This window comes from Streptomyces antarcticus (genome assembly GCF_026627255.1).
Lineage (GTDB): Bacteria > Actinomycetota > Actinomycetes > Streptomycetales > Streptomycetaceae > Streptomyces > Streptomyces antarcticus.
In genome coordinates, this window is record NZ_JAPNLM010000033.1 from 47,521 (window position 1) to 70,529 (window position 23,009).

General features: G+C 71.1%; 21 protein-coding genes, 1 rRNA gene and 2 riboswitches. Of the genes, 6 read left to right on the plus strand and 16 right to left on the minus strand.

The features are described from left to right. Positions 1 to 61: 61 nt before the first annotated feature. Complete coding sequence (locus tag OTB16_RS33730; protein WP_267725966.1) at positions 62 to 1,018, minus strand: EamA family transporter; 957 nt, start codon at positions 1,016 to 1,018, stop codon at positions 62 to 64. A gap of 173 nt (positions 1,019 to 1,191) precedes the next feature. Between OTB16_RS33730 and OTB16_RS33735 the strand changes: the two genes are divergently transcribed. Beyond that, on the plus strand, positions 1,192 to 1,620 hold the full coding sequence (locus OTB16_RS33735; RefSeq protein ID WP_267725968.1) for a type II toxin-antitoxin system Rv0910 family toxin: 429 nt from the start codon (positions 1,192 to 1,194) through the stop codon (positions 1,618 to 1,620). A gap of 120 nt (positions 1,621 to 1,740) precedes the next feature. Here OTB16_RS33735 and OTB16_RS33740 read toward each other — a convergent pair whose 3' ends face one another. Then, positions 1,741 to 2,364, minus strand: a complete 624-nt coding sequence (locus OTB16_RS33740; protein ID WP_267725969.1) for a PadR family transcriptional regulator — start codon at positions 2,362 to 2,364, stop codon at positions 1,741 to 1,743. Positions 2,365 to 2,580: 216 nt separating this feature from the next. On the opposite strand from OTB16_RS33740, the gene OTB16_RS33745 reads away from it, so the two are divergent. After that, positions 2,581 to 3,627 (plus strand): S66 family peptidase, encoded by a 1,047-nt coding sequence (locus OTB16_RS33745; RefSeq protein ID WP_267725971.1) that lies wholly within the window; start codon positions 2,581 to 2,583, stop codon positions 3,625 to 3,627. 243 nt (positions 3,628 to 3,870) lie between these two features. Further along, positions 3,871 to 4,692 (plus strand): PhzF family phenazine biosynthesis protein, encoded by an 822-nt coding sequence (locus OTB16_RS33750; RefSeq protein WP_267725972.1) that lies wholly within the window; start codon positions 3,871 to 3,873, stop codon positions 4,690 to 4,692. Positions 4,693 to 4,816: 124 nt separating this feature from the next. Here OTB16_RS33750 and OTB16_RS33755 read toward each other — a convergent pair whose 3' ends face one another. Next, entirely contained in the window at positions 4,817 to 5,638 is an 822-nt protein-coding gene (locus OTB16_RS33755; RefSeq protein WP_420717849.1) for a CPBP family intramembrane glutamic endopeptidase, read from the minus strand. 88 nt (positions 5,639 to 5,726) lie between these two features. Beyond that, positions 5,727 to 7,262 carry a glutamate-cysteine ligase family protein gene (locus OTB16_RS33760; RefSeq protein WP_267725975.1) on the minus strand — a complete coding sequence of 512 codons (1,536 nt, stop codon included), beginning with the start codon at positions 7,260 to 7,262 and terminating at the stop codon, positions 5,727 to 5,729. 493 nt (positions 7,263 to 7,755) lie between these two features. Here OTB16_RS33760 and OTB16_RS33765 point away from each other — a divergent pair, with 493 nt between their 5' ends. Together OTB16_RS33765 and OTB16_RS33770 are read left to right on the plus strand one after the other, a co-directional pair. Then, the gene (locus tag OTB16_RS33765) at positions 7,756 to 8,370 is read left to right on the plus strand and encodes a hypothetical protein (RefSeq protein WP_267725977.1); all 615 of its coding nucleotides are present in this window, start codon (positions 7,756 to 7,758) and stop codon (positions 8,368 to 8,370) included. Positions 8,371 to 8,631: 261 nt separating this feature from the next. Then, entirely contained in the window at positions 8,632 to 8,838 is a 207-nt protein-coding gene (locus OTB16_RS33770; protein WP_324290292.1) for a DUF5999 family protein, read from the plus strand. A gap of 72 nt (positions 8,839 to 8,910) precedes the next feature. On the opposite strand, the gene gcvP is transcribed toward OTB16_RS33770, so the two are convergent. Next, positions 8,911 to 11,796 (minus strand): aminomethyl-transferring glycine dehydrogenase, encoded by a 2,886-nt coding sequence (gene gcvP, locus OTB16_RS33775; RefSeq protein ID WP_267725981.1) that lies wholly within the window; start codon positions 11,794 to 11,796, stop codon positions 8,911 to 8,913. Positions 11,797 to 11,856: 60 nt separating this feature from the next. Continuing rightward, positions 11,857 to 11,992: riboswitch (glycine riboswitch) on the minus strand. Beyond that, a riboswitch (glycine riboswitch) is annotated at positions 11,993 to 12,091 on the minus strand. A 112-nt stretch (positions 12,092 to 12,203) separates the two neighbouring features. Here gcvP and OTB16_RS33780 point away from each other — a divergent pair. Then, positions 12,204 to 12,596, plus strand: a complete 393-nt coding sequence (locus OTB16_RS33780) for a PRC-barrel domain-containing protein (protein WP_267725983.1) — start codon at positions 12,204 to 12,206, stop codon at positions 12,594 to 12,596. 33 nt (positions 12,597 to 12,629) lie between these two features. On the opposite strand, the gene OTB16_RS33785 is transcribed toward OTB16_RS33780, so the two are convergent. From OTB16_RS33785 to rrf, 11 genes are all read right to left on the minus strand, one after another. Then, positions 12,630 to 14,099 carry a DNA polymerase IV gene (locus OTB16_RS33785; protein WP_267725985.1) on the minus strand — a complete coding sequence of 490 codons (1,470 nt, stop codon included), beginning with the start codon at positions 14,097 to 14,099 and terminating at the stop codon, positions 12,630 to 12,632. A 200-nt stretch (positions 14,100 to 14,299) separates the two neighbouring features. Continuing rightward, a complete protein-coding gene (locus OTB16_RS33790) occupies positions 14,300 to 14,938 on the minus strand; it encodes a MerR family transcriptional regulator (protein WP_267725987.1) in 639 nt (212 codons plus the stop codon). Positions 14,939 to 15,119: 181 nt separating this feature from the next. Then, complete coding sequence (locus OTB16_RS33795) at positions 15,120 to 15,593, minus strand: bifunctional nuclease family protein (RefSeq protein WP_007262890.1); 474 nt, start codon at positions 15,591 to 15,593, stop codon at positions 15,120 to 15,122. Between the two features lie 55 nt (positions 15,594 to 15,648). After that, on the minus strand, positions 15,649 to 16,416 hold the full coding sequence (gene ftsR / locus OTB16_RS33800; protein ID WP_267725999.1) for a transcriptional regulator FtsR: 768 nt from the start codon (positions 16,414 to 16,416) through the stop codon (positions 15,649 to 15,651). 42 nt (positions 16,417 to 16,458) lie between these two features. Beyond that, positions 16,459 to 17,403: an FHA domain-containing protein gene (locus OTB16_RS33805; RefSeq protein WP_267726020.1), complete on the minus strand. Its 945-nt coding sequence runs from the start codon at positions 17,401 to 17,403 to the stop codon at positions 16,459 to 16,461. Between the two features lie 82 nt (positions 17,404 to 17,485). Next, positions 17,486 to 18,397: a DUF881 domain-containing protein gene (locus OTB16_RS33810; protein WP_267726001.1), complete on the minus strand. Its 912-nt coding sequence runs from the start codon at positions 18,395 to 18,397 to the stop codon at positions 17,486 to 17,488. A 5-nt stretch (positions 18,398 to 18,402) separates the two neighbouring features. Continuing rightward, positions 18,403 to 18,735 carry a small basic family protein gene (locus OTB16_RS33815; RefSeq protein WP_112452698.1) on the minus strand — a complete coding sequence of 111 codons (333 nt, stop codon included), beginning with the start codon at positions 18,733 to 18,735 and terminating at the stop codon, positions 18,403 to 18,405. Beyond that, complete coding sequence (locus OTB16_RS33820) at positions 18,732 to 19,565, minus strand: DUF881 domain-containing protein (RefSeq protein WP_267726006.1); 834 nt, start codon at positions 19,563 to 19,565, stop codon at positions 18,732 to 18,734. The genes OTB16_RS33815 and OTB16_RS33820 overlap by 4 nt, the downstream gene beginning before the upstream one ends. Before the next feature lie 65 nt (positions 19,566 to 19,630). Continuing rightward, on the minus strand, positions 19,631 to 22,123 hold the full coding sequence (locus OTB16_RS33825; RefSeq protein WP_267726008.1) for a mannose-1-phosphate guanyltransferase: 2,493 nt from the start codon (positions 22,121 to 22,123) through the stop codon (positions 19,631 to 19,633). Between the two features lie 99 nt (positions 22,124 to 22,222). Next, positions 22,223 to 22,813 (minus strand): cardiolipin synthase ClsA, encoded by a 591-nt coding sequence (gene clsA, locus OTB16_RS33830; protein ID WP_267726010.1) that lies wholly within the window; start codon positions 22,811 to 22,813, stop codon positions 22,223 to 22,225. Positions 22,814 to 22,937: 124 nt separating this feature from the next. After that, positions 22,938 to 23,009: ribosomal RNA gene (gene rrf, locus OTB16_RS39845) — 5S ribosomal RNA — on the minus strand; the annotation flags it as partial.

The following is a 23,009-nucleotide window of genomic DNA, read 5'->3' on the forward strand; positions in this document are numbered from 1 at the left end:
AGGTGCCGCCCGCGCCTAAGCGGCGGGAGGCGGAAGCACGGTCGTGGGCATGGTCCGCACCCTATGCCTTGGTGGTCTCGCGGTCCAGCACCGCCGGGTCGACCGCCGCGGGCGGGGTGGGCCGGGAGGACTGCGCGATGAAGGCACCGCCGAGCACCAGGGCCCCACCGGCGATCTGCCAGGTCGAGAGGTACTCGCCGAGCAGGATCCAGGCCAGCACGGTCGCGATCACCGCCTCCAGGCAGGCCACGACGCCCGCGACCTGCGGGGAGAGCCGGCGCACCGACACGACGCCGGTCAGGTAGGCCAGTACGGTCGCGATGAGCACCACCCAGCCCAGCAGGAGCCCCGCCGGGAGCATGGTCCCGTTCAGGGAGGCGTCCGCGGCCAGCACCCCCCAGTCCATCTCCCAGGGCCGGGAGATCAACGTCATCACCAGGGTGCCGATGAGCATCCCGTACGCGATCACGCCCAGCGGGTCGGGGACGTCGTCCCCGTCGGCGCCCTGGTCGGCGAACACGAAGTAGAAGGCCTGGCAGCAGGCCGCGGCGAGGCCGAGCAGCACCCCGAGGGGGTCAAGGCTCAGTCCGGCCCAGATCTCGACCACACAGGCCAGGCCCGCGACGGCCACGGCGGCGCCGAGGGCGGCCGCCCGCGTGACGGGTTTGCGCTGCACGAAGCGGATCCAGCCGAGCAGCAGCGCCGGGCCCAGGTACTCCAGCAGCAGGGCCACGCCCACCGGGATGCGCGACAGGGAGGCGAAGTAGAAGGCCTGCACGCCCGCGACGCCGATCAGCCCGAAGCCCGCGAGCAGCGCGGGCTTGCGGCGCAGCAGATCGCGGTGGCGCCAGGCGAGCGGCGACAGGACGAGCGCCGCCCCGGCCACCCTGAGCCAGACCACGTGGAGCGGGTCCAGACCCGCCTCGATCAGCGGCTTCGCCGCCACTCCGGAACCACCGAACGCGAACGCCGAGACGAGGGCGAGGCCCAGTCCGGCGTGTCTCCCTGACGCTTGCATCGGGCCATCATGGCAGGGCCCGTCAGTACCGTCACGGACGTGACGCCTGTTGAGACGGGACCGGCGGCCCGGCCGGCCGGCAACCGCAGTATCTGACAGGTCGTCAGTATTGAATGTTCCGGTCGCCGGGGCTACCTTCCGCCGGACGTAGCCCGACGAGAAGGGGTGGTCGCATGGCCGAAGTCACCGCGGAATCACGCATCGAGGCGCCCGCCGCGAAGCTCTGGTCGCAGCTGACGGACTGGGACGCGTACGGCCAGTGGAGCATGACCCACACCAATTTCCCGAAGGGCGGCCCGGAGACCCTCGCGCTCGGCTCCACCTTCGCCGAGAACATGAAGATGATGGGCTTCCCGGCCGAGGTCGTCTGGACCGTATCGGAGCTGGAGGACGAGCGCCTCTTCGCGATCACCGGCAAGGGACCGATGGGCGTCGCCGTCCTGACCCGGTACACCCTGATCCCGGACGGCGGGGCCACCACCGTTCGCATCGACGGGGAGTTCACGGGGGCCGCCGTGTCCCTGATGGCCGGCAAGCTCAAGGACTCGGCCACCGCCGCGCTGAACGAATCGCTGCGCAAGCTCGCCGGCCTGGTCGCCTGACCCCCTCCGGACCCGCCCGCGGATACGGCGGAGCACCCCGCGAGAGGACTCGCGGGGCGCTCCGCCGCGCGTGCGGCGCGTATGGCACGTACGGCACGGCTCCGTGCGGGAGCCGGCCGGTCAGTGCTCGTCGGCCAGGATCAGGTAGAGCTTCTTGCGGGCGTCGTTGACAACCGCGACGGCCTTCTCGCGCTGCTCGGGCGAGCCGGTCTTGAAGACCTGCCCGAAGGCTTCCATCAGGCCGACACCGGCCGTCCGGACCTCCTGCATCGCCTCGAAGTCGAAGCCGCGCCCGGCATCCGCCCAAGGGGCGTCCGGTCCCGACTCGGCCTCGGTGCGGCCCGCGTCGGTGAGCGTGAACAGCTTCTTGCCGCCCTCGCTCTCCGCCGTGATGAGGCCCTCGTCCTCCAGCAGCTGCAAGGTCGGGTACACCGACCCCGGGCTGGGCTTCCAGGCCCCGCCGCTGCGCTCGCCGATCTCCTGGATCATCTCGTAGCCGTGCATCGGCCGGTCGGCGAGCAACGCCAGGATCGAGGCGCGCACGTCACCGCGCCGGGCCCGGCCCCGCGGTCCGCCGCGTCCGCCGCCCCGGCCCCCGAAGGGCCCGCCGGCGAAGGGCGGCCCGAACGGTCCGAAGGCGGCGCGGTGCCCCTGGAACTCCTCCCGACGATCGGGCCCGCAGTGGCCGTGGCCCCGTCCGTGCTCATGTCCGTGGTCGTGTCCGTGCTGTCCGTGTGAACGCATGACTGCGCTCCTCTCGTCACTGTGCCCTGTCGTCATCGACTGTCGGATGACTCGATGATTCGACGCTTCGATGACTCCACTATCGTTGACCGATCGCGATGCGTCAACGATATATCGGAAACTGTCTGACCGAACAGCTTCGGCCCGCGAGATCGCCGGCCGGACCGCGACAGAAACTCCGAGGCTCCGGGCTCAACGGGCTTCTACGATCAGCGGATGACCGATCACCCCCGCCACCCCGCCAAGCCCCGCCCCGGAGACCGCGTCGCCGTGCTGTCCCCCTCGTCCGGCCTGCCCGGGATCTTCCCCCTGCCGTACGAACTGGGGCTGCGCAGGCTCCGAGAGGACTTCGGACTGGAAGCGGTCGAGTACCCGACGACCCGGAAGATGGGCGCGACCCCCGAGGAGCGGGCCGCCGACCTCCACGCGGCGTTCGCGGACCCCGGCATCAGGGCGGTGATCGCCAGCATCGGGGGTGACGACCAGATCACCGTGCTCCCGCACCTCGACCCTGATCTGCTGCGCGCCCACCCCAAGCCGTTCTTCGGCTACAGCGACAACACCAACCTGCTGCTGTTCCTGCGGAACCTGGGCATCGTCGGGTACCACGGCGGATCGGTGATGGTCGAGCTCGGGCGGCCCGGTGCGATGCACCCGGCGACCGCGGCCTCCCTGAGGGCCGCACTGTTCACCTCGGGCGAGTACGAACTCACCCCCTCGGACGCCTACGGCGACGTCAACGCCCCCTGGGAGGACCCGCGCACCCTCACCTCCGAACCGGCCATGGAACCCTCCGACGGCTGGTCCTGGCACCACGCCGACCGCGTGGTCGAAGGGAACGGCTGGGGCGGCAACCTGGAGGTCCTCTCCTGGCTGCTGATGGCCGACCGCCTGGTTCAGCCCCCCGGCGCCTACACCGGCGACGTGCTCTTCCTGGAAACCTCCGAGGACATGCCGCGTGCCGAAGAGGTCTACCGGATCCTTCGCTCCGTGGGAGAGCGCGGGCTGCTGCGACAGTTCCCCGCGCTGCTCATGGGCCGCGCCAAGAGCTGGTCGTTCGAGAACCGGTTCGACGCCCGGGCCAAGGCGGACTTCCGCCGACTCCAGCGGGAGGCCGTCCTGCGGGCCCTCGAGCAGTACGCCCCCGACACCATGGCGGTGTTCGACGTCGACCTCGGACACACCGACCCGCAGCTCGTGATCCCCATCGGCGGACGCATCCGGGTGGACGGGCCGGCCCGCCGGATCCTCGTCACCTACTGAGGCGACGGCCGGACGGGCCGACGGGCCGACCCCCGCCGGAGAGCGCCCGCCGGAGTCCTCGCGCGGCGAGCGCACCACCCCGTACACGGGTTCCGCCTGACCGTCGGACAGCCGTCGCGCCTCCCACAGCGGCCCGCGGCGTCCACCGGACGGAGGCTGCTGCTGGAATCGGCCGAGACGGGACGGCCAGGCACACCGGATTGGCCTTTGTCCGCCGCCGCGACGGAGCCCTACCGTCGGACCATGCGCATCCGAATCGTCGACGCCTTCACCGACCGCCCCTTCCACGGGAACCCCGCGGCCGTCCTGCTCCTCGACGCGGGATTCCCCCCGGACACCTGGCTCCAGCAGGTCGCCTCCGAGATGAACCTCTCCGAGACCGCCTTCGCCCACCCCCTGCCGCCCGGCGGGGACGCCGACTGGGCGCTGCGCTGGTTCACCCCGGCCGCCGAGGTCGACATGTGCGGCCACGCCACGCTCGCCACCGCCCACGTCCTGGCGTCGAGCGGGCTGGCCACGGGGCTGATCCGGTTCGCCGCCCGCTGCGGCGTCCTGACGGCCGAGAACGCCGCGGACGGCTCGGTCACCATGGACTTCCCGACGTCCTCCCTGACCCCCGTCGTCGCACCGGCCTCCGTGGACCACGCGCTCGGCGGGGCCCCGATCCTCTCCGTCCACGACACCGCCGCCCACATCGGCGACCTCCTCATCGAGCTGGCCGACGAGAAGACCGTCCGGGAGCTGGAGCCGGACCACGCCGCCCTGCGGGCCTTCGCCAGGCGCGGGGTGATCGTCACCGCGGCCGCCGAGGATCCCTCCCGCGGGTACGACTTCGTCTCCCGCGGCTTCTTCCCGGCGTTCGGCATCGACGAGGACCCGGTCACCGGCAGCGCGCACACCGCGCTCGCCCCCTTCTGGGCACGGCGCCTGGGCCGCACCGAGCTGACCGGCCTCCAGGGCGGGGCCCGCCAAGGGCTCGTACGGGTCACCCTGGCGGGCGAGCGCACCCTGCTGGGCGGTCACGCGGTGACGGTCCTCGACGGGGAGCTCCTCACCGCTCCCTGAGCCAACCGCCGCGCGCGCCGTGCCGGGGCCCGCCCGGTCACGGCGTCTGGTCAGCATCGGGCCAGCGCCCGGTCACGGCGCCCGCTCACGGCACCCGGTCACGGCGTCGGGTCACGGCGCCCGCTCACGGCGTCGGCAGCCAGCCCACCTTGCCCGCGAGCAGCGCGTACCCGCCGAAGGCCACGATGTCGAGCAGCGCGTGCGCGACGACCAGCGGCCCCACCCGGCCCCAGCGGCGGTAGGCGAGCACGAAGACGGCGCCCATCACCACGTTGCCGATGAACCCGCCGATGCCCTGGTAGAGGTGGTAGGAGCCGCGCAGCACCGAACTGGCCACGAGCGCGCCCAGCGGCGACCAGCCCAGCTGGTCGAGCCGGCGCAGCAGGTAGGCCAGCACAATGACCTCCTCCACCACGGAGTTCTGCACCGCGGAGAGGATCAGCACGGGGAACTTCCACCACACGTCGGGCAGCGCCTCCGGCACCACCGTGAGGTTGAAGCCGGTCGCCCGCGCCCCCAGGTAGAACGCCAGCCCCGCGCTGCCGATCCCGGCCGCGACGAGGGCTCCCCGGCCCAGGTCCCACCAGGGCCTGGTGCGGTCGAAGCCGAGGACGCGCAGGCCCGGCGCGCCCTCGCGGGTCAGCAGGTGCGCCACCAGCAGGACGGGAACGAGCGCGCTCGCGATCCCGAACAGCTGCCAGGCCAGGTCCAGCCAGGGCCGCCCGGGGGCGTACGAGCCGTTCAGGGTGGCGGCCTGGTCCTTCAGCCCGCCGGGCTTGGTGAGCGAGCCGATGAAGCTGATCAGCGCGGACACCCCGCTCGCGCCCAGCGACAGCGCCAGGACGAGCAGCGTCTCGGTGCGCAGCACGCCCCGCCGCCCGTCCTCGCCCAGCTCCACGACCACCGGCTCCGGCTCCGCCCGCACGCCCGACTCCCGTCCCGCCATCCCGTTCCGACCACCCCATACTGCCTCCTCGGCGGGCCGGGCGGATCATCGTGCCGGGATCACCGGACGCAGCGCGGGCGCGCGGGGCTCACCGCCCGGCCGGCAGCGTGGCGCTCACCTCCTCCTCCGCGAGCCCCACGGGCCAGGTGTGCACGGGTTCGCCCCGGTGCATCAGCTCGCTGTAGCGCCGGGTCGTCGCGGCGAGCGCCTCATGGCGCTCCAGGCCGGCCGCGAGCACCCGGTGGTAGGTATCCACCTGCCAGGTCGCACCGTTCACGCGCCTCCGGCAGCGTTCCTCGATGATGCCGAGGTAGTGGTCCCGGTCGGCGGGCTCGATCCCCCAGGCGTCCAGGCCGGCCGCCGCCATGGGCAGCAGCTCGTCCAGGACCAGCCGTACGGCGGGCACGCTCGCCAGGCCCCCGCCGCGGCCGCGGCGCGGCCAGCGCAGCCGGGCGTCGATGCCGTACCGGCAGGCCGCCTCGAAGTTGGCCTCCGCCTCGGCGAACGGCAGCCGGGTCCACACCGGGCGCTGCTCGTCGGCGAGGGTGCGTACGAGCCCGTAGTAGAACGCGGCGTTCGCGACGACGTCGGCGACGGTGGGCCCGGCCGGCAGGACCCGGTTCTCGACCCGCAGGTGAGGCACGCCGTCGGCGACCCCGTACACGGGCCGGTTCCAGCGGTAGACGGTCCCGTTGTGCAGGACCAGTTCCTGGAGCCGCGGCACGCCGCCCTCGGCGAGCACCCGCAGCGGCTCCTCCTCGTCGCAGATCGGCAGCAGGGAGGGGAAGTAGCGGACGTTCTCGGCGAAGAGTTCGTACGCGGAGTCCACCCAACGCTCCCCGAACCAGGTCCGCGGCCTCACTCCCTGCGCCTGGAGCTCGGGCGGCCGGGTGTCGGTGGCCTGCTGGAAGAGCGGCGGCCGCGATTCGCGCCACAGCTCCCGCCCGAACAGGAAGGGGGAGTTCGCGCCGACGGCTATCTGTACGGCGGCCACCGCCTGGGCGGCGTTCCACACGTCCGCGAACCGGCCCGGGGTCACCTGGAGGTGCAGCTGTACCGACGTACAGGCGGCTTCGGCCACGATCGACCCGGAGGTCCAGGTCAGCCGCTCGACGCCGTCGATGTCGAGGGTGAAGTCCTCCCCGCGCATCATGAGGATCTGCTCGTTCAGCAGCGAGTAGCGGTCCACCGCCGAGAGGTTGGCGGTGACCAGGTCGGCGCGGGAGATCGTCGGCAGGATTCCGATCATCACCACGCCCGCATCGATCTCCGCGGCCTGCCGGTGGGCATAGCCCAGCCCCGCACTGAGTTCCTCTGCGAGCTGGTCGAATACCCGGCCGCCGAGACGGTGGGGAAGGACGTTCACCTCCAGGTTGAACATTCCGAGTTCCGTCTGGAAATCCGGGCTCGCAATCCGCTCCAGCACCTGCGCATTCACCATTCTCGGCAAACCGTCGGCACCCGCGAGATTCAGTTCGATCTCCAGCCCCATCATGTTCTTGGGGCGATCGAACCTCTTCTCCGCCAGAAGCCGCTCCAGCCCCTCCAGGCACTCGTGAAGCTTCCTTCGATACCGCTGCCGATCGGACAGGTCGAATCCGCCTGCCACGACCTTCTCCCCCATCAAAGCGTCCCTCCTCGAGTGGGCCTGGCCCGGCACACCCGGCCCGCGTTACGGTCGATGATGCCCCGGCAGCGTGATCCATAACGCGGCGGGGGCGCGAGTGGCGAGGAGCGCGCGCCGGTTTGGCCGACGGGCGCTTCGGCACATTCACCTGGCATGTCGTCGTATGCAAATTCCGCGTCGACTTTGCCAGTTCCGGATTACCGGCGCTTTTCAGCCGAGCCCTCTTCCGGTAACCTCCGAGGTCAGGGCGACATGTTCGCGCACGTCCGGCATGAATGCCATGTCAGCGGGTCCGGTAAGCGACTTGCCCGCAATAGCCGGGACAGCTAGGCGAAACATTGCGTGAACACATGTCGTATAAACTCCGCAAACGAGGCAGAGAGTTGGCGCGCGGCCATTGCCCCTCAGCCCCCCTCTGGCCCCAGAATGCGACAGCGCCGTCCGCACCTGCCCCCGTTCCACCGGTCTCCCAAGTGAGAGGCGACCCATCATGCCGCTGCATGTCCCTCCGGCTCCCGCACCCGCCCTGCGCAGCGTCCTCGCGGCACTCGGTTCCCCCACCGCCGTCCACGAGGCACACACACCGGCCCTGCGCGCGGTCCAGGGGCCGATGACCGCCGAACTCCCGCTGCCGGTCCACGTCATGGACCGGCTGCACACGTCCAACCTGGCGTCCGGCGGCAGGCCGCCCCGCACCAGGCTCACCGGCTGGCGGTTCCTGATCCGCAGCGGCGACCGCTACGTCGCGGCGGCCGACACCCGGCTCACCCCCGACGGCTGGGCCTTCTCCCACTTCTTCGAGGGTCCGTACGTGGCCGCCACCGAACGCGCCCTGCGCCAGGCGGAGTCGCTCGCCACGGCCTATCAGCCGCGGCTGCTGTCCGTACCGGAGCTGTACATGCTGACCCTGTGGCTGCACGGCGCGGTGGGCGCCGACGCCTCCGCGGGCCTGCCCGCCGGCGAGGACCTGCTCGTTCCGCTGGCCCCGGCGCCGCCCGGCATCGCGGCGTTCCGTCCGCACCCGGTGTCCGAGCTGCTGCCCGCGCTCACCCGCCGGCTGACTCCCGCGCCGGTCCCGCCCACCCTGGCCGCGCCCGCCGCCTGACCCGAGTGGCCCATTCGGCCTAGCCCGCTCGGGCCACTCCCGAACCACCCGAAATGACAGGGGAGTTGGACTGAACCGCCCGCACGGGTGATGCGTCATCATTCTATGAGGACAGCTGCCGGGAAATACCTGCGAAGCGGCTGTCGTGGGGGAAGACTGATGACAAGCTCCCCGCGGGTGCGGGGATGACCCAGGGGGACGGCCATGAAACACGTATCGAGCCGTAGCACGCAGACCACACCGCAGCGAAAGAACGCATCCATGTGCCAGCACCAGCCAGCCTGCCCGTCAGCCGACTCCGCCGACCGCGAGGCCGCGCACCCCGTGGCCAACCACCCGGAACAGGGCTGGAGCCTGCTGTGCAACGGAGTCCTGCTCTTCGAGGACACCGGTGAGCTGCTGCCCGACGGCCGGATCATCGACCCGCACCGCCCGCTGGCGGCGGCCCATGTGGTGAAGGCGGCCTGACCCGCCGCGGCGACGACGAAGGGGCCGGCCCGGGAGGAGATCCCGGGCCGGCCCCTTGCCGTAGCCCGTCCGTCAGTTGTCGTACTCGTCCAGCGGCGGGCAGGAGCAGACCAGGTTGCGGTCGCCGAACGCGCCGTCGATGCGGCGCACCGGCGGCCAGTACTTCTCCGCGGCCGTGACGCCGGCCGGGAAGACCGCCTCGTCACGGGTGTACGGGTGGTTCCACTCGCCGCCCAGCGCCGCCGCCGTGTGCGGGGAGTTGGCCAGCGGGTTGTCCTCCAGCGGCCACTCGCCGCCCGCGACCCGCTCGATCTCGCCGCGAATGGCGATCATCGCGTCGCAGAAGCGGTCGATCTCGGCGAGGTCCTCGGACTCCGTCGGCTCGATCATCAGCGTGCCGGCGACCGGGAACGACATGGTCGGCGCGTGGAAGCCGTAGTCGATCAGGCGCTTGGCGATGTCGTCGACGCTGACGCCGGTGGCCTTCGTGAGCGGGCGCAGGTCGATGATGCACTCGTGCGCGACCAGGTTGCCGGGACCGGTGTAGAGCACCGGGTAGTGCGGCTCCAAGCGCTTGGCGATGTAGTTGGCACCGAGCACCGCCACCTGGGTGGCGCGCTTGAGGCCCTCGCCGCCCATGAGGCGCACGTACGACCACGAGATCGGCAGGATGCCCGCCGAGCCCCACGGCGCGGCGGAGATCGGGCCGACGCCCGTCTCGGGACCGGCGGCCGGCTGCAGCGGGTGGTTCGGCAGGTACGGGGCCAGGTGCGCCCGGACGCCGACCGGGCCGACGCCCGGACCGCCGCCGCCGTGCGGGATGCAGAAGGTCTTGTGCAGGTTCAGGTGCGACACGTCGCCACCGAAGTGACCCGGCTTGGCCAGGCCCACCAGGGCGTTGAGGTTGGCGCCGTCCACGTAGACCTGGCCGCCGGCGTCGTGCACCTGGGCGCAGATGTCGGCGACGTGCTCCTCGAACACGCCGTGCGTGGAGGGGTACGTGATCATCAGCACGGCCAGCTCGTCGCGGTACTGCTCGATCTTCGCGCGCAGGTCGGCCGCGTCCACCTCGCCGTCGTCGGCCGTCTTGACGACGACGACCTTCATGCCGGCCATCACGGCGCTCGCGGCGTTCGTGCCGTGCGCGGAGGACGGGATGAGGCAGATGGTGCGCTGCTCGTCGCCGTTGGCGCGGTGGTAGGCGCGTACGGCCAGCAGTCCGGCCAGCTCACCCTGCGAGCCCGCGTTGGGCTGAATGGAGACCTTGTCGTAGCCGGTGACCTCGCAGAGACGTTCCTCCAGCTCGGTGATGAGCGTGAGGTAGCCCTCGGCCTGCTCCACCGGGGCGAACGGGTGGACCTGGCCGAACTCGGGCCAGGTGACTGCCTCCATCTCGGTGGTCGCGTTGAGCTTCATGGTGCAGGAGCCCAGCGGGATCATGCCGCGGTCCAGCGCGTAGTCCTTGTCCGACAGCTTGCGCAGGTAGCGCAGCATCGCGGTCTCGGATCGGTGCTGGTGGAAGACCGGGTGCGTGAGGACCTCGTCCGAGCGCAGCAGGGCCTCGGGCAGCGCGTCGGCCGTGGTCGTGTCGAGCGCCTCGATGTCGGCGCTGACGCCGAAGGCGGCCCAGACGGCCTCGACGTCGGCGCGCAGGGTGGTCTCGTCACAGGAGACGGATACGCGGTCGGCGTCGACCCGGTACAGGTTGACCCCGCCCTCGCGGGCGGCGGCGACGACCTCGTCGGCCCGGCCGGGAACCCGGGCGGTGAGGGTGTCGAAGTAGGAGCCGTGCACGAGCTCGACCCCGCCGGCCCGCAGGCCCGCGGCGAGCAGGGCGGCGTAGCGGTGCGTCCGGCGGGCGATCGTCCGCAGGCCGTCCGGGCCGTGGTAGACGGCGTACATGGCCGCCATGACGGCGAGCAGCACCTGAGCGGTACAGATGTTGCTGGTGGCCTTCTCGCGGCGGATGTGCTGCTCGCGGGTCTGCAGGGCCAGGCGGTACGCCTTGTTTCCGTCCGCGTCCACGGAGACGCCGACGAGGCGGCCCGGGAGCGAGCGGGCGTGCTTGGCCTGGACGGCCATGTAGCCGGCGTGCGGTCCGCCGAAGCCCATCGGGACGCCGAAGCGCTGGGTCGTGCCGACCGCGATGTCCGCGCCCAGCTCGCCCGGCGAGGTCAGCAGGGTCAGGGCGAGCAGGTCGGCCGAGACGGTGACGACGGCGCCGAGCCCGTGCGCCTGGTCGATGAGCGGCTTGATGTCCCGCACGGCGCCGGAGGCACCGGGGTACTGGAGCAGTACGCCGAAGACGCCGCGCTCGGCGATCTCGGCCGGGATGCCGTCGGAGAGGTCGGCGACGACGATCTCCACGCCCGTGGGCTCGGCGCGGGTCTGGATCACGGCGATGGTCTGCGGCAGGGCGTCGGCGTCGATCAGGAAGACACCGTCCTTGACCTTGCCCACGCGGCGGGCCAGGGACATGGCCTCGGCGGCCGCGGTGCCCTCGTCGAGCAGCGAGGCGCCCGAGGTCGGCAGCCCGGTCAGGTCGGCGACGACGGTCTGGAAGTTCAGCAGCGCCTCGAGGCGGCCCTGCGAGATCTCCGGCTGGTACGGGGTGTACGCCGTGTACCAGGCCGGGTTCTCCATGACGTTGCGCAGGATGACCGGCGGCGTGAACGTCCCGTAGTAGCCGAGACCGATCATGGAGGAGAGGACCTGGTTGCGGTCGGCGAGCGACCGCAGCTCGGCCAGCACCTCGGCCTCGGTCAGCGCCTCGGGCAGGTTCAGCGCCTCGGTGGTCTTGATCACATCCGGTACCGCGGCGGCGGTCAGTTCGTCCAGGGAGCCGTAGCCCACCTGGGCGAGCATCTTCGCCTGCGCCCCGGCATCCGGGCCGATGTGGCGCTGCTCGAAGGGGATGCCTCGCTCAAGCTGGGAGAGCGGAATGCGGTTGGCGGTCATGTACGGAGGCCTCCTGGTCGTATGACCTGCGAGGGGCACCACGGCGCGGGCACCCGGACGGCCTCCCCCTCTGTCATCTCAACCTGAGAGTTTCACCGGAGTCGCGGGGATCGCCCTCGAGCTCCGGCTTTCACCGTCGGTGAGGAGAGGGACCGGCACTGCGCGCCCGGTTCCCGCTCCTGCTTTCCAGAGTGGCCTCGTCCGTGCGGTACGTATGCCTGAGAGATTCCGGGGAGGATTTGCTCCTTCGGCGCCTCCGTCGAGCTCATTCGGAGGACTCTCCCGCACAGGGTCGACAGCCGCCACCCAGCCTACCAGCGCCCTTCCGGGGCCTCCCCGAGTGGCCTCGGCTCCCAATATGCACTTCTGTAGTCATTACGGAGGATTTGCGACCAAACGGAGGGACCGTGCAGACCGACATCGATCCGCGCAGCCTGATCGGCCGCAAGGCGTTCGACCGCAACGGCAGCAAGATCGGCACCATCGACGAGGTCTACCTCGACGACGCCACCGGCGTCCCGGAATGGGCCGCCGTACGGACGGGCCTGTTCAGCCGGGACGCCTTCGTCCCGCTGGAACCGAGCGAGCTGGTGGGAGACGCCCTGCGCGTCCCCTTCGACCGCTCCCTGATCAAGGACGCCCCTGACTTCGGCGTCGGCCGGCACCTCTCCCCCGAACAGGAGCTGCAGCTCTACCACCACTACGGGCTGGACGTGACCCTTCCCTCCGAGTTCCACCAGGCGCCCCCGCCCCCGGAGCAGCCCCGCGACTTCGGCCGGCTGGCCGGCGACGACGGCTGACCCGCCCGCACCCTCCGCCGGCCCGGGCGCCCGTCAGGCCGTACCCGGCTCCTCCTCCCCCTCCCCCACCAGCGGCAGCGGATCGGCCGCCTCCAGCTCGGGATCGTCCACCCGGAAGGTGCGCACCCGGCCGGGGGCCGATCCGGGCCGCTCGAACCGTACGGTCACCCGCCCGACCCCGCTGCCCTGGACCCACCCGGGCCCGTGCACGGCGTGCCGTACGTCGTTCCCGGGCGTCCAGCGCCGCTCGGCGGCGGCCTCCGCCTCCCCGGGCGGCCCGTGCTCGGAGGCCGGCCCCGGGCTCCCCGCGGTCGGCGCCTCCTGCGCCGCGCCGCCCGACCCCGGTGGGCCCCCCACCCCGTCGGCCCCTTCCGCACCGTCGTCAGGTGGTGCGTCCCCGGGTCCGCCGGCCCCCTGGGCGGCGAGCGTCGCGGCGGCCTGCGCGAACAGGTCCTCCTGCGTGTAGTCCGCCAGCCCGGTCACCCCCACGCCCAGCAGCCGCACCCCGCCCGTGGTGTCCACGCCCTCCAGCAGCCGCGCCGCGGCCTCCCGCACCACCCCGGGGTCATCGGTGGGCCCCCGCAGCGTCTCGGAGCGCGTGAGCGTCGAGAAGTCGAACCGCCGCACTTTCAGCACGATGGTGCGCCCCGAGTGCCCGGACTCCCGCAGCCGCCGCACGCACCGGTCCGCGAGCCGCTGCACCTCGGTGCGGATGCGCACCCGGTCGTGCAGGTCCACGTCGAAGGTGTCCTCGACCGACACCGACTTCGCGTCGCGTTCGGCGACCACGGGCCTGTCGTCCAGGCCCAGGGCCATCCGGTACAGCCCTACGCCGTGCGAACGCCCGATCATCCGCACCAGCTCGTCCTCACCGGCCTCCGCCAGCTCCCCCACGGTGGTGATCCCGGCCCGGCGCAGGTGCTCCCCGGTGGCCGGCCCCACGCCGGGGAGGGTCCGTACGGACATCGGCGCGAGCAGCTCCCGCTCGGTCCCCGGCTCGATCAGCAGCAGCCCGGCCGGCTTGGCCTCCTCGGACGCCACCTTGGCCAGCATCTTCGACCCGGCCAGCCCCACCGACCCGCTGAGGCTCGTGGCCGCCCTGATGTCGGCCCGCAGCCGCTCCCCCGCCTCCCGGGCTCCCCGCGAGTCGAAGGCGACCCCGCCCGCCTCCAGGTCCACGAAGGCCTCGTCCAGGCTGAGCGGCTCCACCAGGGGTGACAGCTCCCGCAGCAGGGCCATCACGACATCGCTCACCTCGCGGTAGAGGCTGAAGCGCGGCACCAGGCAGGCACCGTTGGGGCAGAGCCGCCGGGCCTGCGCCATCGGCATGGCCGAATGCACCCCGAAGCGCCGTGCCTCGTACGAGGCGGTGGCGACGACCCCGCGCGGACCGAGCCCGCCGACGATCACGGCCTTGCCCCGCAGGCTCGGCTTCGACGCCTGCTCCACGGAGGCGTAGAAGGCGTCCATGTCCAGGTGCAGGATGGTCGGCGCGGCTCTCACGCCCCCGATGCTGCCCTACGCCTCTGACAATCCCGGGGACCGCTCCGCGGCGCCCGCGACCGCATCTGAACGACCGGGCCCGCAGCACGCGCACCCGAACCACCCGGGACCCGAACCACCCGGGCCGCAACGACCGGCGGGCGCGGAGCCCCCGTGGGGCCCCGCGCCCGCCGGCACGGCCGTCACCGCTCGGGCCGGGCTCACACCGCCCGGTTGCGGCGGGCCGCCAGCTCGTCCGCCGGGTGGTGGCCGACCACGGTCTCGCCCGTGTCCACCCGCTCCCCGTGCAGCTGCGACAGCGCGTTCTCCACATCCCGCCACACCACGCCCACGGCGATGCCGAAGACGCCCTGACCGCCCTGGAGCAGGCTCACGACCTGGTCCGGGGAGGTGCACTCGTACACCGAGGCGCCGTCGCTCATCAGCGTCGTCCGCTCCAGGTCCGCGAATCCGGGGTCCCGCAGGTGCTGTACGGCCGTGCGGATGTTCTGGAGCGCCACCCCGGTGTCCAGGAAGCGCTTCACGACCTTGAGGACCACCACGTCCCGGAAGCTGTACAGCCGCTGTGTGCCCGACCCGTACGCGGCGCGCACACTGGGCTCCACCAGCCCGGTACGCGCCCAGTAGTCGAGCTGCCGGTAGGTGATCCCGGCCGCGGCGCAGGCCGTGGGCCCGCGGTAGCCGACCTCCTCGGGCGCCGGATCGCCGCTCACCGGTCCGACCGGCGTCGACTCCGGCTGACGGCGCGCGGAACCCACCGTGCTGCCGTAAAGCGGGTACGGTCCACCATCACTCCGTGCGGGGATGCCCCCGGTCGTACCGTCGCCCGTGATCCTCACGCCGACCCTCCGTCCTTGACCTGCCCACCTTGAAGGTAGGCAGTCACCAGGGGTGCGTCAACGATCGCCACACTCGGCACGCCGAGTGATAATCACCCTGAGAGTGGTTTCCCGTATCCGATTGCGGGGAAAGGCTAGTCGAATGGTCTGGCACCTCTCCGTGGAAGACGCGGCCGGCCGCCTACTGTGGGCCGGTGCCGAAGTCCTCCGGCGAGATCTGGTCGAGGAACTCGCGGAACTTCTCCACCTCGTCCTCCTGCTCGTCGGGAATGGCGATTCCGGCGTCGTCGAGCACGCCGTCACTGCCGTAGATCGGCGTCCCCGTCCGCAGGGCCAGCGCTATGGCGTCGGACGGCCTCGCGCTCACCTCGACCCCGCTGGCGAAGACGAGTTCCGCGTAGAAGACGCCCTCCCGCAGATCCGTGATCCGGACCTCGGTGAGCTCCTCGCCGACCGCCTCCAGCACGTCCTTGAACAGGTCGTGCGTCAGCGGTCGGGCAGGGGCCATCCCCTGCTGCGCGAAGGCAATGGCGGTAGCCTCCCCTGGACCGATCCAGATGGGGAGGTACCGATCGCCTCCCACTTCACGCAGGAGCACGATCGGTTGGTTGGAGGGCATTTCCACCCGGACACCCACAACGTCGAGCTCGTTCACACAGTAACCCTAGGACCTGCCCAGCCGGTTTGGGTAGTCGGGCCCCTCTCGGTCCCTACAGGCGGACCCCGAGAGCGGTCTGTACGAGCGCCTCGTGCAGCCGTACGGACAGCCCCGCGAGCTCCTTCAAGGTGGCCTCGGCGTGCGCCCGGGTCTGCGGGTTGCGGTGCCGGCGCAACGGTGCCACCACCTGCTCGACGAGCCCCGCCTCGCGGTCCGCGGCGGCCTTCATGGCCCGCAGGTGCCGCGGTTCCAGCCCGAACCGGCCCAGATCGGCCACCAGACGGGCCACGGTGACGGCCTCCGCGTCGAATCCGCCGCCCGGGTCCTCGGCCAGCAGCCCGTACGACTCCCACTCGACGAGCTGCACCTCGTCCACGTCGGCGGCCGCGATCAGTTCCGCCCGGCCGATGCGTGCCGAGGTGGGCCGTTCGCGTCCCACCTCGCCGTAGATGACCGCCGGACTGCCGGGGTCGGCCGCGTCCGCCGGGTCGCGGTGCGCCGTCGGTGCCGGGATGCGGATCTGCTCACCGCGTGCGAGCGCGTCGAGCTGGTCTCGGATGACCTTCAGGGGCAGGTAGTGGTCGCGCTGCAGCCGCAGGATGCGGGCCAGCCGCTCCACGTCGTCGGTACTGAACTTGCGGTACCCGGACGGTGTGCGCCGGGGCTCGACCAGCCCCTCCGCCTCCAGGAAGCGGATCTTCGAGATCGTGACTTCGGGGAACTCGTCACGCAGCGTGGTGAGCACCGTTCCGATGCTCACCAGCCGCCCGGCCGAGCCGGCGGTGCCGTTTCCGGCACCACCTGTCGGGGTGCGCAACATGTGACCTTTCCTGGGTCCCCCCGGACGGGGTCTGGGGGAGGGTCAGATGCCCCGCAGGCTCGCGTAGAAGACCACCCGGTACTTGCCGATCTGCACCTCGTCGCCGTTGTGCAGGGCGACGGACTCGATCGGTTCCCGGTTCACATACGTGCCGTTCAGACTGCCGACGTCGGCGACGGTGAATCCGCCGTCCTGGCTCCTGCGGAACTCGACATGGCGCCGGGAGACGGTGACGTCGTCCAGGAAGATGTCGCTCTGCGGGTGCCGGCCGGCCGTGGTCAGCTCGCCGTCCAGCAGGAAGCGGCTGCCGGAGTTGGGACCGCGCCGCACGATGAGCAGGGCGGAACCGGGCGGCAGTGCCTCCACCGCGGCCTGGGCCTCGGGGGACAGCGAGGTCGACACGTGCGGTTGGCCCGACACCTCGGCCTCGTAGGCCTCGAGGCCCGAGATCGAGATGGTGGACGTGGTCTCCGAGGCACGCTCCGGCGTCAGTCCCGCCCGCAGCGGCGCCCCGCAGTTGGAGCAGAACCGGCTGGCCGCATCGCTGCGGTGTCCGCACCTGCTGCAAACCTGCTCGGCCGACATGGACGGCTCCTCGCGCCGCGGCTGCCCCGCGGAGGCACTGGTGGCATACGGGTCGGGGGCAAACCCTCCACCCGCACTTGAGGTTGATGGTTCACCGAAACCTATGCGTCCGGTACCGGCGGGGTCAACAGCCGACGCGCCGTGGGCGCCCGAAATGTCACCCGCGCCGGACACCTCGTCACGGAAGAGCGGGCGGTCGCCCTGCCCCTCGACGTCACCGTGCCCGGCGCGATGGCGTGCCGTGCCGCCTTCCTCGCGGTTCTTCTTGCCGAACAACTTCTCAAACAACTTCACGGGCGATTCCCCTTGACCGAAACAGACCCGCCCGTGGGGCAGGACGAACTCCGAATGCACACACCTGCCGACCCGGACATACTCACAACGTCCGTAACCACCAGACAGTTTCCACCACGCACCGCGACTTCGGTGCGCCGACCCCCCGCAGGCTTCCGCCCGCGTGAGCCGGTCCACCGCTCACCGCATCTCATGGTGATGACGACCGAGCGTAGTCAGGCTGCTTCGCCGCCCGCAAGGCGTCCACAACGATCTTCGCTGACCGCGTGACGGCAACCGCGGCCTGCTCCTTCTCCAGCGTCTGGACGACACCGCCGGGGATGTTGAGCGCGGGCTCGAGATCCTGGGACTTGCCGATCACCTTGAACTCGTAGGGTTGTGTGATCTTCTTACCGTCGATCGCGACCCCACCGTTCTCCTCCGAGAAGTACGAGCCCGCCACGATGCGCACCCCGTTGATCTGGATCGCCTCGGCGCCGGCCGCCCGCAGCTCCTGGAGCGTGTCCAGCAGCTGGTCGGACGTCACCTGGCCGGTGGGATCGGTGATCTTCAGTGTGATCCCCGGTCCCTGCGCAGCCACCGTACCGGCCAGGATGCCGAGTTGACGCTCCTTCTCCACGGTCTGCTTACGGGCCTCCTCGGCCTGGTTGGAGCTGCTCTCCAGCTCCTTGCGCTGGTCCTCCAGCCGCTGCTTCTCGTCCTCGAGGCGCTTGGTCCGCCCGTCGAGCTCGTCGAGGATGCGTACGAGGTCCTCCTGGCGGGCCCCGCGCAGGGCACTGTCGTCGCTGTTGGACCGCACCTGGATGGCCAGGCCCAGCCCGAGGACGAACAGCAGCAGCGCGACGATCAGTTGGGCCCGGCTCACCCGCGGCGGCCACAGCCCGGCCGCGAGCCGCTGCCGGCCGGTCTGCTCGGGAGCCGCCGGCGCCTCCGGCGGCACGGGCCCCGCGGGCGGCGGAGGCGGCAGCGGCGGCGGCGCGGGCTGGACCGGCGGTACGGGCTGGGCGGGCGGTACGGGGCCGCCGGGCGGTACGGGACCGCCGGGCGCACCGGAGCCGCCGGGTCCCTCGGGTCGCTCGGGCGGGGTGTCGTTCGTACTCATCGGCCTCACGCCCGGAACACGTGCCGGCGGATGGCCGCGGCGTTGGAGAAGATGCGGATGCCGAGGACCACGACCACGCCGGTGGACAGCTGCGAGCCGACGCCCAGCTTGTCGCCGAGGAAGACGATGAGCGCGGCCACGACCACGTTCGACAGGAACGACACGACGAAGACCTTGTCCACGAAGATGCCGTCCAGCATCGCGCGCAGACCGCCGAACACCGCGTCCAGCGCAGCCACCACGGCGATCGGCAGATAAGGCTCCACCACGGCCGGCACTTCGGGCCGGACCAGAAGTCCGACCACCACTCCGACCACGAGCCCCAGTACCGCGATCACGATGCACCCTTCTGCTGCTCTGCTGCTGTGGCTGTCCGCACGGTCAGGCTCGACGCGGCCGGCAGCCGCACCTCGTCCTGGGCGGACAGGGTGGAGCGGATTCCGTAGCTCTCCTGCAGCACGTGCAGGTACTGGCCGTCCGCCGAGTCCTGGAAGGCGGTGCCGAGGCGCTTCTTGTCCCCCACCGCCAAGACCTCGTACGGCGGTACCAGAGGCTTGTTGTCGACCAGTATCGCGTCGCCGGCGGCCCTGATCGCCGACAGCTCCGTCAGCCGCTGCCCGTTGATCGAGACGGCCTCCGCCCCGGACTGCCACAGGCCGTTGACGATCTTCTGCATGTCACGGTCACGGAGCCGGCCCGTGTCGGAGAAGCCCGAGCTCTCGCGCGGTCCGCCGCCGTTCGACGACGAGCCCTTCGCGTCGTCCACGACCAGCTTGATCCCGGGCCCGCGCACCTCGGTGGCACCTGCCAGCAGCGCGACGAGTTCACCCTGCCCGCCGCCCGGCTGCTTCAGCGCGGCGCGCTGCCGGTCCGCGACGTTCGTCCGCAGCCGCTCGATGTCCCGCTCCAGGCCGTCCGCGCGCTGGTCGGCCCGCTCCACCCGGTCGATCAGTTCGTGGCGCTCCTTGGCCAGCACCGGCGCGGCCATCCGCGCCTCGGCGGCGCCGAGCGTGACGACCAGGGCGGCGAGGACGAGTCCGGCGGCGAGTCCCAGTTTGGCCTTGAGGCTGCGCGGCAGCCCGGCCGTACCGTCCGCCTCGCGCCGGGCCGAAGCCTCCGCATAGCCCTCGTCGAGGCTGTGGTCCATCACGTGCGTCAGCAGCGACATGGAGGCGTCCGGGCGCGCGGGCGAGGACGCCGGACCGTGTTCCTACGCGGATCAGCGCGCGGCGGTCAATGCCCGCCGTCCACCACGCCCGCCCACTCGTCGAGCAGGGCCTGCGCCGAAGCGTCGTCGGGGCCCTCGGCCCACAGGTGGGTGACGGCCTCGGCCGGGTCCGGGAGCACCAGCGCCCAGCGCCCGTCCGCCTCGACCACCCGCACGCCGTCGGTGGTGTCCACCTGCCGGTCTCCGGCCGCCTCCACGACCCGTCGCATCACGAGCCCCTTGACGGCCCACGGGGTCGGCACGTCCCGCTTGAGCACGTGGGCCCGGGGAATCCGGGCGTCAATCTGGCTCAGCGTGAGCTGCGTCCGGGCGACGAGACCGAGCAGCTGCACGAAGGCGGCCGACCCGTCGATGACGCTGCCGAACTCGGGGACGATGAAGCCGCCGCGGCCGTCGCCGCCGAAGATGGTGTTCTCCGCCCGGCCTACCCGCGTCAGGTCGTCCGGGGAGGTGGTGGTCCACTCCACCTGGGTGCCGTGGTACGCGGCCACCTGCTCGGCGACGCGTGTCGTGGTCACCGGCAGCGCCACCTTGCCGCTGCGCTTCTCCGCGGCGACGAGGTCGAGCATGACCAGCAGGGCCCGGTCGTCCTCGATGATCCGCCCGCGCTCGTCCACCAGGGAGATCCGCTCGCCGACGGGGTCGAAGCGCACTCCGAAGGCGGCCCGTGCGGAGGCCACGATCTCGCCGAGCCGCACCAGCCCGGCGCGCCGGGACTCGGTGGTCTCGGTCGGCCTGGACTCGTCGAGCCCGGGGTTGATCGTCAGGGCGTCCACTCCGAGCCGGCCGAGGAGGCTGGGCAGTACGAGGCCGGCGCTGCCGTTGGAGGCGTCCACGACCACTTTGAGACCGGCGTCGCCGATCCCCGTGATGTCCACGCGCCGCAGCAGCGAGCCGGTGTAGGCGTCGAAGACGCTGCCGGGGAACTGGAGGTCGCCGATCTCTCCGGGGAACGCGCGCCGGTACTCCTGGCGTGCGTAGACCCGGTCCAGCTTGCGCTGCTGCTGGAGCGAGAGGTCGGCTCCCCGCTCGTCCAGGAACATGATGTCGACGGAGTCCGGCACTCCGGGCGAGGTCCGCAGCACGATCCCGCCCGCGCTGCCGCGCGCGGTCTGCTGCCGCGCGACGGGCAGCGGTACGTTCTCCAGATCGCGCACGTTGATGGCGCTGGCCTGGAGCGCCGAGATCACGGCCCGCTTGAGCGCTCTCGCGCCTCGGGAGTGGTCTCGGGCGGTGGTGACGATCGCGCCCTTCTTCAGGGTCGTCGCGTAGGCCCCGGCGAGCCGCACGACGAGCTCGGGGGTGATCTCCACGTTCAGGATCCCGGAAACACCGCGCGCCCCGAAGAGGTGGGCCTGTCCGCGGGACTCCCAGATGACCGACGTGTTGACGAAGGCGCCGGCTTCGATCGTCTTGAAGGGGTAGACGCGCACGTTCCCCTGGACGATCGACTCTTCGCCGACGAGGCACTCGTCACCGATGACGGCGCCGTCCTCGATCCGCGCGGCCCGCATGATGTCGGTGTTCTTGCCGATGACGCAGCCGCGGAGGTTGCTGTGGGGGCCGATGTAGACGTTGTCGTGGACGACCGCCTTGTGCAGGAAGGCGCCGCTCTTGACGACGACGTTCGAGCCGACGACGGTGTGCTCGCGGATCTCGACGCCCGCTTCCACCTTGGCGTAGTCCCCGATGTACAGCGGACCTCGGAGCACCGCGTCGGGGCTGACCTCGGCGCCTTCGGCGATCCACACACCGGGTGAGATCTCGAAGCCGTCCATGTCGACCTGGACCTTGCCCTCGAGCACGTCGGCCTGTGCCTTGACGTAACTCTCGTGGGTGCCCACGTCCTCCCAGTAGCCCTCGGCGATGTAGCCGTAGATCGGCCGGCCTTCCTTCATGAGCTGCGGGAAGACGTCTCCGGACCAGTCCACGGAAACGTCCGCGTCGACGTAGTCGAAGATCTCCGGCTCCATCACATAGATGCCGGTGTTGATGGTGTCCGAGAACACCTGTCCCCAGGTCGGCTTCTCGAGGAAGCGCTCGACCTTGCCCTCCTCGTCCACGATGGTGATGCCGAATTCCAGCGGGTTGGGCACCCGGGTCAGGCAGACCGTGACGAGGCCGCCCTTCTCCTTGTGGAACCGGATGAGATCGGTGAGGTCGAAGTCGGTGAGCGCGTCGCCGGAGATCACGAGGAACGTGTCGTCCTTCAGTGCCTCCTCGGCGTTCTTCACGCTGCCGGCGGTCCCGAGTGGCTTCTCCTCGTTGGCATAGGTGAGCTCCATCCCGAGCTCTTCGCCGTCACCGAAGTAGTTCTTGACGAGTGACGCCAGGAACTGCACGGTGACCACGGTCTCGCTGAGCCCATGCCGCTTGAGCAGCCTGAGCACATGCTCCATGATCGGCCGGTTGGCCACCGGCAGGAGCGGCTTGGGCATGCTCGAGGTCATTGGGCGAAGACGGGTGCCTTCGCCACCGGCCATCACGACGGCCTTCATGTCGGAAGAGTCCTCCTTGAGAGACGACGATCTCGCCGACCTCACCCGTCTCGTACGGTGACTCCGCAAGTGCTCCGCGTCATCAGGCGCTGAGCGAGCTCAATCGGCCGTGGGTTCCGCCTTGACTAGACGGCGGACCTGCACCACGTACAGCACTCCTGCCCACCAATAGAGGGTTGTACCCCATCCGGCGAACGCCCATCCCAAAACTGACCCCGTCCAGGCCAACCAGCCCGTGCCGTCACTGAGCAGCAGCAACGGGAACGCATACATCAGGTTGAAGGTCGCGGCCTTGCCGAGGAAGTTGACCTGCGGCGGCGGATACCCGTGGCGTCGCAGAATCCACACCATGACCAGCAGCATCAGCTCACGGGCCAGCAGGGCTCCGGTCAGCCACAGGGGCAGGATCTCCCGGTAGGTCAGCCCGAAGAGCGTGGACAGGATGTACAGCCTGTCCGCGGCCGGATCGAGCAGCCGTCCGAGGTTGCTGATCTGGTTCCAGCGGCGGGCGAGCTTCCCGTCCAGGTAGTCACTGATTCCGCTGAGCATGAGGACGGCCAGGGCCCATCCGTCGTGCTCGGCGAGGATCAGCCACAGGAACAGGGGCACGCCGGCCAGGCGAGCCATGCTCAGGATGTTCGGAATGGTGAAAATTCGGTCGGTCTGAACCCGAGTCTCCTGGACCTCCACCCGGGGGCCTCCACTGACGGTAGAAATGTTGAACGATGCACCCTGACCCTACAGGAGAGCGTCCAGGCGCCCGGAACGCAGAAAAGCCCCGCACCATAAGGTGCGGGGCTTTCCCACAATAATTGTTCGGCGGCGTCCTACTCTCCCACAGGGTCCCCCCTGCAGTACCATCGGCGCTGAAAGGCTTAGCTTCCGG